Origin of the sequence: Leptothrix ochracea, assembly GCF_041083635.1 — a bacterium.
Classification (GTDB): Bacteria; Pseudomonadota; Gammaproteobacteria; order Burkholderiales; family Burkholderiaceae_C; genus Sphaerotilus; species Sphaerotilus ochraceus.
The window spans coordinates 1-11,694 of the sequence record NZ_JBFPHB010000009.1; the positions used below are offsets into that span (position 1 = coordinate 1).

An 11,694-nucleotide genomic window follows, 5' to 3' on the forward strand; every position below is an offset into this window, starting at 1 on the left:
GCGGCTTGGGTTTGGGTGGCAAATTGTTGGATACCCGTCTGAATGACTTGGCGCAGCGCAGCGCCGTCATTGGCAGCCCAAGCGCTGAGCTTTTTGGGGCTTGGGCTGACAAACCGCAGCGGGATATGGCAGGTTTCCCGCAGCGGCAAAGCATCTTCCTTGGTCGGCACAGCTTTGGCGCCGGGAAGGCAGTGCACGTGGGCCTCCATCACCAAACTCAGCGGACGATTCCCCCAACCTGGGCCCTGAAAGCGCACCGCGGTCACGCTCAGTTGAAGCAGCGTATCTGGAGCGTCTTTGGCGGTCACAAGAGACAGCCCCTTGGGCAAAGGCTCGGCTTGAAGACCTCTCAACAGCTCTCGGCGTAGGGGTGCTGCCGCTGCGTAGCGATGAATCATGGCCATCACCTGTTCCTCATCCGTGGCCAAGGTTTCATCCGCTGGCGCCATGACCCAGCCGACGGGAAAACCAGCCAACGCCACCACGCCACACGGCAACACCGTGGTCACCCAAGCCGTTGCCCAGTAAAGCGCGTAGCCCGAGGCATACATCGCCTGACCCAAGGCCCAAGCACCTGTTGCCCCCATGCACCCCCGGAAACTGCTGCTATAGGCCGTCTTGCCCCCGGCGAAGCGCCCCGGACTGTAGCCATCCATCGTCAACAGTGGTGCAGCACTGTCGGCCACCAACGCCACACGACCCAAGGCAGCACGCTGGGCAACATTCGGTAAATGAGGTCTGTCGCTGCTGGACTTGGGTGACGTGCTACACCCGGCGACCACACCCAGCATCAGCACCCATGTGCTGCATCGAATCGTTGTGTTCACGAGCTATCCCGCTTGAAGCCTTCCTTGAAGCAAGGATACTGGAGGCATGAACATCTACCTGCGCTTTTCTCTTTTTCTTGCCAGCTGGCTCGTGGTCACGGCCGCCGCAGCTGCCGCAGCCGCACCCTTACCCACCGTCGCCTTGGTTGACTTGAATCGGTACGCCGGAGATTGGTATGAAGTGGCCAAACTGCCGAATCGTTTCCAAGCCATGTGTGTCGCTGATACCTTGGCCCGCTACCGCCTTGAGGGCGACAAGGTGCGTGTCGAAAACCGTTGCCGCAACCAAGACGGTCAGATCGAAACCGCCCAAGGCCGCGCCAAGGTGGTTGAAGGCAGCGGCAACGCCAAGCTGCGCGTGAGCTTTTTCTGGCCCTTCTACGGCGACTACTGGGTGCTGGCCTTCGACGAAGCGGCCCCCGATTACCGCTGGGTGTTGGTGGGTGAGCCCGAACGCCGCTATGCGTGGGTGCTTTCACGCAACGCCCAACTCGACGCCGCAACGCTTGATGGCATCTTGGCCAAGGCAGCAACGCTGGGCTTTGATCGCAGTGCCTTTCAAATCACGCCCCAAATGAAACCCCTTGACCCCAAGCTCAACCCCCAACCGTGAACCAAGCTCCTTCCTTGACTTGGCGCCAACGCTTGGCGCTCTACCTTGATCTGATCCGCTGGAATCGCCCTGCGGGCTGGCTGCTGCTGCTGTGGCCGACCTTGATGGCGCTGTGGCTGGGGGCCGGGGGTTTCCCGGGCTGGCACCTGCTGATCGTCTTCACGGCGGGCACGATCCTGATGCGCAGCGCGGGTTGCTGCATCAACGACGTGGCCGACCGCGATTTCGACCGCCACGTCAAGCGCACAGCCCAGCGGCCCATCACCAGCGGCCGGCTCAGCGTCAAAGAGGCCTTGGCCGTGGGCGCGGTGCTGGCCTTGGTGGCCTTTGCACTGGTGCTGACCACCGACATGCTGACGATCAGCCTGTCTTTTGCTGCCTTGGCCATCACGCTGATCTACCCCTACGCCAAACGTTTCGTCTCGATGCCGCAAGCGGTGCTGGGCTTGGCTTTCAGCATCGGCATCCCCATGGCCTTTGCTGCCACGCGCCACCATATCCCCGGGGAAGCATGGTTGTGGATGCTCGGCAACTGGGCGTGGGTGCTGGCCTACGACACCGAGTACGCCATGGTGGACCGCGACGATGACCTCTTGATCGGCATCAAGACCTCGGCGATCACACTGGGTCGTTGGGATGTGGTGGGGGTGATGGGCTTTTACGTTTTATGCTTGGGCACATGGTCGGCCTTGGCTCAGCGTGCCGGCCTGCATCCCATCTTTTGGCTCGGCATCGCAGCAGCGCTGGCGCAGGTGCTGTGGCACTTCACCCTGATCCGGGAGCGCCGTCGCGAAGGGTGTTTCCGCGCGTTCCGCGCCAACCACTGGATCGGATCGGTGGTCTTTCTCGGCTTGGTTGCCGCATTGGAGTGGCCATGAACCAAATCCTTACCCAGCAGACGCTTTTAGAGCAAATGCATATCACCGAGTTTGATGTCACCCACCGCAAAGAGTTCATCGCTTTCAGCGTGGATGACGTGACGGACTTGGTGCGCCTCAAACCCGTCATCGATGCCCAGATCGATACCGTGGTCGAAGCCTTCTACCGCCATCAAACCAAAATCCCCGAAGTGGCCATGTTGATCGGCGATGCCGACACGCTGCGACGCCTCAAAAGCGCCCAGCGGCGCTACATCCTTGATCTGTTCAGTGGGGTGTATGACCTCGAATACGTCAACAACCGCCTACGGGTGGGGCTGGTTCACAAGCGCCTGGGGGTCGGGCCGATGATGTATCTGGCCGCCACGCACGAACTCAAGACCCAGCTCAAGCATGTGCTCCAAGCCCATGCTGCGGACCCAGCTTGGGTGGAGCCGGGCCTACAGGCTTTGGACAAGCTGCTCTTGTTCGACATCACCTTGATCTTTGAAACCTACATCCGCAGCTTGGTGATTGAGATTGAGTCGGCCCGCAAGAAGTCCGAGCAATACGCCCAAAGCTTGGAGCACCTCGTGCTGGAGCGCACACGCCAGTTGGAAGAAATTTCACGCACCGATCCCCTCACGGGCCTGTTCAGCCGCCGCTACCTGATCGAAGACTTGACCACCGAACTGCGCCGCGCGCTGCGACGGGGTGAAACACTGAGCTTGATTTACTTCGATATCGATGATTTCAAACTCATCAACGACCGCTTTGGCCATGCCCGAGGCGATGAGGTTCTCAAGAAAGTCGGCGCCATCCTGAAGCGCATCACGCGTGCGGAGGATCACTGCTTCCGCATCGGTGGCGATGAGTTCTGCGTGATCTTGCCGGCTTGTCCGATCGAAGAGGTTCAAACCCGCTTCTGCGTCCGCTTGCAAGAGGAACTCGTGCGCGACATGCCCGACGTCAAGCTCAGCGTGGGTGTAGCCGCAGCCATCCCCGACGAAAGCGACGATGCCGAAAAGCTCATCGCCCGCGCCGACGCGCACATGTATCAAGTCAAGCAGCGCACGAAAGCCGCCCGCCAAGAAGCCGCCGCGCCAGTTGCACCGCTGCCATGAGGCTGTCGGGCTCAGCCCGGCCGGTGCCGGCCAAGTCAAAGGCGGTGCCGTGGTCCGGGCTGGTGCGCACGAAGGGCAAACCCAGCGTCACGTTGACGCCTTGATCCAAGCCCAAATACTTCACCGGAATCAGGCCGTGATCGTGGGTCATGGCGATCACCAGATCGAAGGCCCCTTGGCGGGCGCGCATGAACACGGTGTCGGGTGCGTGGGGGCCGCTGGCGTCGATGCCCTCGGCCTGCGCGGCGCGGATGGCCGGCCCAATAAAGCGGATCTCTTCGTCGCCAAACAAGCCGCCTTCACCCGCGTGCGGATTCAAACCCGCCACAGCGATGCGCGGCCGGGGCTGGCCCCAAAGGGTGGCACTTTGGTGGGCGATACGGAGGGTGGACAAAACGGCGTCAAACGTGATCGCCTCGATGGCCTGACGCAAGGAGCAATGCACCGTGACGAGCACGGTTTTGAGCTCATCGTTGGCCAGCATCATGCGCACATCCGCAGCTTGACCGCCAGGTGTGTGCCGACCGCTCTCAAAAGCCAGCATTTCGGTGTGGCCCGGAAAGGACTCGCCCGCCGCGAAGAGCGCTTCTTTGTGGATCGGGGCGGTGATGATGCCGCTGGCCGCACCCGTCATGGTCCACGCCACCGCTTGGCGGATGCAGGCCGCCGCCAGCCGCCCGGCGCGGGCGTCGATCTGCCCCCAAGGCAAGCTGGCCAGCTCCGCTTGACCCGCCACCGGCTCGGGCAGCGCCAGCACGGGCAGGCAGCCGGGCGGCACGTCGCACAAATCAGCGGGGTGGGCGATCACGGCGATGGGCAGCTCAGGCACATCGCCCCGCGCCCGCAGCACGCGGGCCGCGCGCCGCAGCACCGCCGGGTCACCCACCACACACACATCTGCCAAAGCCCCACGCTGGAAAGCTTTCACGATGATTTCAGGGCCGATGCCCAAGGCGTCGCCTTGGGTCAAGAGAAAAGGAACAGGGGTCATGCGAGCAGTCATACGGAAAGTTTAGTGGAGAGCCCCAAGGGGATCTATGCAGGACGATTGATACACTCGCCGCCATGAAATGGCTTGATGACATTGCTTGGACCGCTGACGGCTTGGTGCCTGTGATTGCACAGGAGGCCAGCAGCGGCGACGTCTTGATGTTTGCGTGGATGAACCGCGAGGCTTTGGCGCTGACCGCCGCCAAGGGCGAAGCGGTGTATTGGAGCCGCTCGCGCGCTCGGTTGTGGCACAAGGGCGAGGAGTCCGGCCACGTACAAAAGGTGCTGGAAATCCGCCTTGACTGCGACGAAGACGTGATTCTTCTCAAAATTGAGCAGCTCGGCCACACACCCGGCATCGCTTGCCACACCGGCCGCCACGCCTGCTTCTACCGCACACTGCGCAACGGCGTCTGGGAAACCACCGAGCCGGTTCTTAAAGACCCCAAGAGCATCTACGCAGCATGACCACCCCCACCTCTATGTTCCCCGGCGACGACACGCTGGCTCGCTTGGCCGCTGTGATTGAGTCGCGCAAAGGCGCGGACCCGAGCAGCAGCTACGTGGCACGCTTGTTCCACAAAGGCACCGACACCATCTTGAAGAAGGTGGGCGAAGAAGCCACCGAAGTGGTGATCGCTGCCAAGGATGGCGCCGCCGACAAGATCGTCTACGAAGTGGCCGACCTCTGGTTCCACTCGATGGTCGCCTTGGCCCAATTTGGCTTGGGACCCGCCGACGTGCTCGCTGAACTGCGCCGCCGTGAGGGTCTTTCAGGTCTGGAAGAATTCGCCGCCCGCACCCACCCGCCCAAACCATGAGCCACGACGCCAACTGCCTGTTTTGCAAGATCGCCGCCGGTCAGATCCCGGCCAAGAAGGTCTTTGAGAACGACGAATTCCTCGCCTTTCACGACATCCACCCGGCAGCCCCGGTGCATCTGCTCTTGATCCCCAAGCGCCATCTGGCCAGCTTGGCCGAGGCCGGTCCGGACGATGCCGCCATGCTCGGTCGCATGCTCGCTTTGGTGCCGCAACTGGCCCGTGACCACGGTGCCGCCAACGGCTTCAAGACCCTGATCAACACCGGTCATGACGGTGGGCAAGAAATTGGCCACCTGCACATGCACATCATGGGCGGCCCGCGCCCCTGGAAGCACGGCTAAAAAGCCCAGCACACACCGCCGTCCTTTCCTCGTTTTTTGTCCCTTTTTTGCCAAGGAGTCCGTCATGGGCCTGTCCACCACTCACCTGATCATTTTCCTGGTCATCATCGTGCTGATCTTCGGCACCAAGAAGCTCAAGAACATCGGCTCCGATCTGGGCTCAGCCGTCAAAGGCTTCAAGGACGGCATGAAAGACGGCTCCGACAAGGCTGCTGATGCCACGACCCCAGCCGCACCGACCACGACGGCCGCCGCAGCCGCAGCCCCCGCCCAAGTGACCGGCGGCGACAAGCGCCACGATCCCAACGTCATCGACGTCGAAGCCCGCCAAAAACCTTGATCCTTGATGCCCTGAGCGGATACCTCCAACGTGCTTGACATCGGTTTTTCCAAGCTGTTCATCATCGGCGGCATCGCTTTGGTGGTGATCGGCCCTGAGCGCTTGCCCAAAGTGGCCCGCATGGTGGGCACGATGCTGGGCCGAGCCCAGCGCTACGTGGCCGACGTCAAATCAGAGGTCAGCCGCTCCATCGAACTTGAGGAGCTGAACAAGGCTCGCCAAGCCTTCGAAAGCGCTGCGCATGACGTGCAGCGCGGTGCCCAAGAGCTGCATCAAGATGTCGATCAGGCGCTCTCCAGCATGGGCCAGTCGCTCTCTGCTGAGGACGAAGCGCAGTGGAACTTGGACCCACACGTCACCCCGGTCTATGTCCGGACCAAAAAAAATTGGCGCGTGAAACGGGGGGCGATCCCCACTTGGTACAAACACAAGGCGGGCGTGCGCACCCATGTGCAATCGGGGGCAGCGCGAGTGGCCCGTTTTCGGCCTCACCGATCGGCTTAAAGACCTAACGCATGAAGTCTCCTTCCCCCGACGACGAGTTGAGCCCCACCGAACAGCCTTTCGTGGCCCATCTCATCGAGTTGCGTGACCGTCTGCTTTGGGCCCTTTATGGCGTGGGCGCGGTGTTTGGCCTGCTGTGCCTCTATCCCGGACCCTCCGGCCTCTACGACGTGCTGGCCCATCCTTTGGTCGCGGCCTTGCCGCAGGGCTCGAAGATGATCGCCGTGGGCGTCGTGTCACCCTTTCTCATCCCGATCAAGGTCACCGCCTTGGCAGCCCTGATGGCGGCCCTCCCGTGGGTGCTCTATCAAACGTGGGGCTTTGTGGCGCCGGGCCTCTACAAGCACGAAAAACGCTTGGTGCTGCCCTTGGTGGTCACAAGCACCTTGCTGTTCTACGCGGGGGTGGCGTTTTGCTACTTCTTCGTCTTCGGCCAAGCCTTCCCGGCCATCCAAGCCATGGCACCGCAATCGGTGGCGGTGAGCCCCGACATCGAGGCCTACCTCGACTTCGTCATCACCATGTTTTTGGCCTTTGGCGTGGCTTTTGAGGTGCCGGTGGCCGTGATCATCTTGGCCCGGCTGGGTTTGGTCACGATTGAGCAGCTGCGCAGCTTCCGCCGCTACTTCTGGGTCGCTGCCGCTGCCGTCGCCGGCATGGTCACGCCGCCCGATGCGGTCTCGATGGTCTCGTTGCTGGTGCCCATGGGCATGCTCTATGAGGTCGGCATCTTGGCTGCCGGCTTTTTCATCAAGCACACCCAAAAACCCACATCCTGGCTGTGATCACCCCTCACAGAATCATCCCTCGCAAGGATATTCAGGACTTGGTCGGTCTGGGGCGTTGGGCAACCAGCACCCGCAGATCAAAGGCGGTGTCGCCCCGTTGAACAGAAATCAAGGCCGTGCTCTTGGGCTTGAGCGCCGCCACGGTATCGAGCAGTTGTGCCGTGCTTTGCACCGGCTTGCCGGCCACCTTGATCACCACATCACCCGGTTGCATACCCGCTTTGCTGGCGGGTCCCCCTTGCAAAACGCCGGTGATGAGCACACCTTCATCGACGTTGAGATGCAATGAGCGCGCCATATCGGGGGAGATGTCGCTCGGCTGCACACCGATCCAGCCGCGTGTCACCACGCCATCCCGGATCAAACCCGCCATGACTTGACGCGCGGTGGAGGCAGGAATGGCAAAACCGATGCCCAAGCTGCCCCCGGTGCGGGAATAGATCGCTGTGTTGATGCCCAGCAAATGACCATTCACATCCACCAATGCGCCGCCCGAGTTGCCGGGATTGATGGCCGCATCGGTTTGGATGAAATTCTCGAACGTGTTCAGCCCCAGACCGCTGCGACCAATCGCGCTGACGATCCCCGAGGTCACGGTCTGGCCGACGTTGAAGGGATTGCCGATCGCCAGCACTGCATCACCCACTTGCAAGGACTCGACCGGACCAAACGTGATGGCCGGCAGGCCATCGACGTTGATCTTGAGCACGGCCAAGTCGCTATCTGGATCGGTCCCAATCACCCGCGCACTGACGTGGCGCCGATCGCCCAACACCACCTCAATGTCATCCGCACCTTCGATCACATGGTTGTTGGTGATCAGGTAGCCGTTGGCCGAGACAATCACGGCCGAGCCCGTGCCTTCACCGCTGGGCTCTTCATCGTCAAGAAAGGGTCGGGTCGCCAACTCTGCCGCCTTGGACCGGGTCTGGCTGGACACCACACTCACCACCGCCGGGGAAGCTCGCTTGGCGGCCAGCGCCAAGCTGTTGTGGGGGGATATCGCCGCACTGCTTGAGCCGCCCGACACCTCCGTGATGGCCACCACCCCGGAACCCAGGGTGCGATCACCCCACCAATCCGGCTTGAACGTGGCCACGACAAACAACAGCGCCACCACCACGGTGACGGACTGAGAGAAAATCAACCAGAGTCTTTGCATGGAGACAGACGGCATGACCCATCGGATTGAACTTGAAACCCACCTCGCCAGCCTGCTGGAAAGCGGACGATGGGCCGATTATGGGCCGAACGGCTTGCAAGTCGAAGGCCGCGCCGAAGTCCAACGCCTGATCTGCGGGGTCACCGCCAGCCTTGCCATGATCGAAGCAGCCATCGACCAAAAGGCCGACGCCCTGCTGGTGCATCACGGATTGTTTTGGCGCGGGCAAGAGGGTCGGGTGACCGGCTGGATGAAAAAGCGCTTGGCCGCCCTGCTGCGCCACGACATCAATCTCTACGCCTATCACCTGCCCCTCGACGCCCATCCAAGCTTGGGTAACAACGCCCAGCTCGGCCTCAAGCTTGGTTTGAAGAGCGAGGGCCGCTTCGGCGACAAGGATCTCGGCTGGCTTGGACAGCCTGAAAAACCGCTGTCGCTGGATGCCTTGCAAGCCCGAATCACTTTGGCGTTGGGACGCCCGCCACGGGTGATTGCCGGCGATGAACGCCCCATTCGTCGCGTGGGCTGGTGCACCGGCGGAGCCCAAGGGCATTTTGAAGCCGCCATCAACGCAGGGGCCGACGCTTACATCACGGGTGAGATGTCTGAGCCTCAACCCCATCTGGCGCGTGAAACGGGCGTGGCCTTCTTGGCGTGCGGCCATCACGCCACCGAACGCTACGGCGTACAAGCCTTGGGCCAGCATCTGGCCACCACGTTGGGCCTAGACGTGCAGTTCATCGATATCGACAACCCCGCTTAGGGTCGGCCCCCCAAGCACCGTCGATTTCACGCGATTTCCTTCGCCAGCTCGGCGGCCCCCGCGCCAAAAGCATAGGCATCCATGGCCAACACCCCCGCATCCACACTGGCGTGCAGCCGCTGACCGACGATCTCGCTGCCCGCCACCCGTCCAGCACTTCCAGCACCGGCGGCGATGTAGAACGGCAACCAATGCTCATCGGTCGGATGCTGCAAGGCGGCCTCTGGCGCGCGGCGACGGTAATCGAGCAGCGCAGGCCAATCACGCTCTTGGACACGGGCCGCGATCCAGTCTTGCCACGCACGAACATCGGGTGCCACCGGCTCCTTGCTGGCATCACGACCCCAAGGGTAGCGACCGAGATGGTGGGTGGCGGCACCGCTACCGATGATCAGCACCCCCTGTTCAGCCAGCGGGGCCAAGGCGGCACCCAAGGCCCATTGTTCGGCGGGGCTGCGACTCGGCACCAGCGCCAGCGGCACCACCGGCACCCCAGCATCCGGCCACATGCGCCGCAAGACCGTCCACAAGCCGTGATCCAAGCCTGAAGTCTCGGTCACCCAACCGCCCAAGCCCGCTGCTTTGATCAGCTCGGCGGCCTCTTGGGCCACCAAGGGCTCACCCAGCGCGTCGTAGCGCAACTGATACAGCTCGGCCGGAAAGCCGCCAAAGTCGTGGATAGCGCTGTGCCGGGCAGCCCCCAAAACCAAGGGCTGACGCGCCGGGCTGTGGGGCGAACACATCAACACCGCGCGCGGTCGGCCCCAGAGTCGTTCGATAGCCGGGCCGAGTCGGTCCAAAAAGAAAGCCGCTGGCGTGGTTTCCAGCGCGATCATGGGTGAGCCATGCGAGACAAACAGGCTCGGTAAGCGGGAGGGATAAGCAGAGGTACTCATGGCACAGATTCAACCATGTTCTCGGGCATGATGGCTCGAATATGCAAGCTTCTACTCCTTTCCTAAGCCTTTGGGCCCAAGCCTTGCGTCAACTGCGGCGCGATCTGCGTGCTGGTGAATTGCGCCTGCTCATGCTGGCCCTGACCTTGGCTGTGGCCGCCTTGAGCGCCGTGAGCTTTTTCGCCGATCGCCTGCAAGCAGGCCTGAGCCGCGACGCGGGCACCTTGCTCGGCGGGGACTTGGTCATCGTCAGTGATCAACCCATTCCGGCCGCTTGGGTCGAAGCGGCCACGGCGGCGGGGCTGCGCCACACGCGCATGAGCACCTTCCCCAGCATGGCGCGCGCGCCCGAAGCGCAAGGCGGCAACGCTCGGCTGGTCGCGCTCAAAGCCGTCGCCCCCGGCTACCCCTTGCGCGGCAGCTTAGGCGTCATCACCACCACCACGGCAAGCACAGCGCCGACGCTAAGCACCGTCCAACACGGCCCCGATCGCGGCACGGTGTGGGTCGAAGCCGGGCTGTTGCAAACGCTCGACTTGAAGATCGGCGACGCGCTGGAGCTGGGATCAAGCCGGCTGCGCATCGCGGCGATCTTGAACGATGAGCCCGACCGAGGCGCAGGTTTTCTCAGCTTTGCCCCGCGCGTCATGATGGCCGAAGGCGACTTGGCCGCCACCGACTTGGTCCAGCCCGCGAGTCGCATCAGCTGGCGCTTGGCAGTGATTGGCGACAGCGCCCAAGCCGACAAGGTGGCGCGTTTCCGCCACGATCTTGAAGCGGCCATCCAAGCCCAAGGCTTGCGCGGCGTGCGCATCGACAGCCTCGAATCGGGCCGGCCGGAGATGCAACAAACCCTCGACCGAGCCCGTCTGTTTCTGCATTTGGTGGCGGTGCTCTCGGCGCTGCTGGCCTCGGTGGCGGTGGCGATTGCCGCACGCAGCTTTGCCCAGCGCCACTTGGACAGCTGCGCTTTGCTGCGCGTCTTGGGTCAGCCCCAGCGTCACATCGCTTGGACCTATGCGCTGGAGTTCTTGACCGTCGGCTTGCTGGGCAGCTTGGCCGGTGTGCTGATCGGCTTGGGGCTGCAACAGGTGTTTGTCGAACTCCTCGGGCGGTTGATGCTCAAGGATCTGCCCGCCCCAAGTTTTGGCCCGGCCGGCTTGGGTCTGGGCGTGGGCATGACGCTGCTGCTGGCTTTCGGTTTGCCGCCGATCCTGCAACTGGCCCAAGTGCCGCCGCTGCGGGTGCTACGCCGTGATCTGGGTGAGCCGCGCACCGCCTCATGGCTGGTGTTGCTGGCCGGACTCGGGGGCCTGGCGGCGCTGATCCTGATCGCCTCCAACGATGCGCTGTTGGGCGCCGTCTCGGTGGGCGGTTTTGCACTGGCTTGGGGCCTGTTTGCGCTCGCCGCCCGGGGCTTGGTCGCGGCCTTGCGCCGCTGGGTGCCGGAAGTCGGTGCGCCGACATGGCTGCGCCTCACCGCCCGTCAGCTCAGCGCCCGCCCGGCTTTGGTGGTCTTGCAAGTCAGCAGCTTGGCCCTGGGCCTGACCGCACTGGGCTTGTTGGTGCTGCTGCGCACCGACTTGATCAGCAGTTGGCGCGCCGCCACGCCGGTGAACGCCCCGGATCGCTTTGTCATCAACATCCTGCCCGAACAAGCCGAGG

Annotated in this window: 15 protein-coding genes; 11 read left to right on the plus strand and 4 right to left on the minus strand. The window is 62.9% G+C overall.

The genetic code is table 11. The annotated features are described in order from the left end of the window. On the minus strand, nucleotides 1-827 hold an 827-nt coding region (locus tag AB3X39_RS04810; protein ID WP_369416228.1), incomplete at its 3' end, for a hypothetical protein. Nucleotides 828-873: 46 nt separating this feature from the next. Between AB3X39_RS04810 and AB3X39_RS04815 the strand changes: the two genes are divergently transcribed. The 3 genes from AB3X39_RS04815 to AB3X39_RS04825 are packed head-to-tail and all read left to right on the plus strand — an operon-like array spanning nucleotide 874 to nucleotide 3,421. Continuing rightward, nucleotides 874-1,440: a lipocalin family protein gene (locus tag AB3X39_RS04815; RefSeq protein ID WP_369416229.1), complete on the plus strand. Its 567-nt coding sequence runs from the start codon at nucleotides 874-876 to the stop codon at nucleotides 1,438-1,440. Further along, nucleotides 1,437-2,318, plus strand: coding sequence for a 4-hydroxybenzoate octaprenyltransferase (gene ubiA, locus AB3X39_RS04820; RefSeq protein WP_369416230.1), 882 nt, complete (start codon nucleotides 1,437-1,439; stop codon nucleotides 2,316-2,318). Before AB3X39_RS04815 ends, ubiA begins: the two co-directional genes overlap by 4 nt. After that, complete coding sequence (locus AB3X39_RS04825; protein WP_369416231.1) at nucleotides 2,315-3,421, plus strand: GGDEF domain-containing protein; 1,107 nt, start codon at nucleotides 2,315-2,317, stop codon at nucleotides 3,419-3,421. Before ubiA ends, AB3X39_RS04825 begins: the two co-directional genes overlap by 4 nt. Here the strand turns inward: AB3X39_RS04825 and pdxA are convergent. Further along, entirely contained in the window at nucleotides 3,360-4,412 is a 1,053-nt protein-coding gene (pdxA, locus tag AB3X39_RS04830) for a 4-hydroxythreonine-4-phosphate dehydrogenase PdxA (protein WP_369416232.1), read from the minus strand. The two genes, AB3X39_RS04825 and pdxA, sit on opposite strands and share 62 nt — an antisense overlap. A gap of 74 nt (nucleotides 4,413-4,486) precedes the next feature. Between pdxA and hisI the strand changes: the two genes are divergently transcribed. The 6 genes from hisI to tatC all read left to right on the plus strand — a co-directional run bounded on the left by hisI (nucleotide 4,487) and on the right by tatC (nucleotide 7,205). After that, entirely contained in the window at nucleotides 4,487-4,879 is a 393-nt protein-coding gene (gene hisI, locus AB3X39_RS04835) for a phosphoribosyl-AMP cyclohydrolase (RefSeq protein ID WP_369416233.1), read from the plus strand. Then, nucleotides 4,876-5,232: a phosphoribosyl-ATP diphosphatase gene (locus AB3X39_RS04840; RefSeq protein ID WP_369416234.1), complete on the plus strand. Its 357-nt coding sequence runs from the start codon at nucleotides 4,876-4,878 to the stop codon at nucleotides 5,230-5,232. The genes hisI and AB3X39_RS04840 overlap by 4 nt, the downstream gene beginning before the upstream one ends. After that, nucleotides 5,229-5,576, plus strand: a complete 348-nt coding sequence (locus AB3X39_RS04845) for a histidine triad nucleotide-binding protein (RefSeq protein ID WP_369416235.1) — start codon at nucleotides 5,229-5,231, stop codon at nucleotides 5,574-5,576. Before AB3X39_RS04840 ends, AB3X39_RS04845 begins: the two co-directional genes overlap by 4 nt. A gap of 64 nt (nucleotides 5,577-5,640) precedes the next feature. After that, on the plus strand, nucleotides 5,641-5,916 hold the full coding sequence (gene tatA / locus AB3X39_RS04850; protein ID WP_369416236.1) for a Sec-independent protein translocase subunit TatA: 276 nt from the start codon (nucleotides 5,641-5,643) through the stop codon (nucleotides 5,914-5,916). Between the two features lie 30 nt (nucleotides 5,917-5,946). Continuing rightward, nucleotides 5,947-6,420 carry a Sec-independent protein translocase protein TatB gene (gene tatB, locus AB3X39_RS04855; RefSeq protein WP_369416237.1) on the plus strand — a complete coding sequence of 158 codons (474 nt, stop codon included), beginning with the start codon at nucleotides 5,947-5,949 and terminating at the stop codon, nucleotides 6,418-6,420. 11 nt (nucleotides 6,421-6,431) lie between these two features. Then, nucleotides 6,432-7,205: a twin-arginine translocase subunit TatC gene (tatC, locus tag AB3X39_RS04860; protein WP_369416238.1), complete on the plus strand. Its 774-nt coding sequence runs from the start codon at nucleotides 6,432-6,434 to the stop codon at nucleotides 7,203-7,205. Nucleotides 7,206-7,239: 34 nt separating this feature from the next. Here the strand turns inward: tatC and AB3X39_RS04865 are convergent, their stop codons facing one another. Continuing rightward, entirely contained in the window at nucleotides 7,240-8,370 is a 1,131-nt protein-coding gene (locus AB3X39_RS04865) for a S1C family serine protease (RefSeq protein ID WP_369416242.1), read from the minus strand. Between the two features lie 13 nt (nucleotides 8,371-8,383). Between AB3X39_RS04865 and AB3X39_RS04870 the strand changes: the two genes are divergently transcribed. Then, entirely contained in the window at nucleotides 8,384-9,133 is a 750-nt protein-coding gene (locus tag AB3X39_RS04870) for a Nif3-like dinuclear metal center hexameric protein (RefSeq protein WP_369416239.1), read from the plus strand. 26 nt (nucleotides 9,134-9,159) lie between these two features. Here AB3X39_RS04870 and AB3X39_RS04875 read toward each other — a convergent pair whose 3' ends face one another. Beyond that, nucleotides 9,160-10,029 (minus strand): DODA-type extradiol aromatic ring-opening family dioxygenase, encoded by an 870-nt coding sequence (locus AB3X39_RS04875; protein ID WP_369416240.1) that lies wholly within the window; start codon nucleotides 10,027-10,029, stop codon nucleotides 9,160-9,162. A gap of 41 nt (nucleotides 10,030-10,070) precedes the next feature. Here AB3X39_RS04875 and AB3X39_RS04880 point away from each other — a divergent pair. Next, on the plus strand, nucleotides 10,071-11,694 hold a 1,624-nt coding region (locus tag AB3X39_RS04880), incomplete at its 3' end, for an ABC transporter permease (protein WP_369416241.1).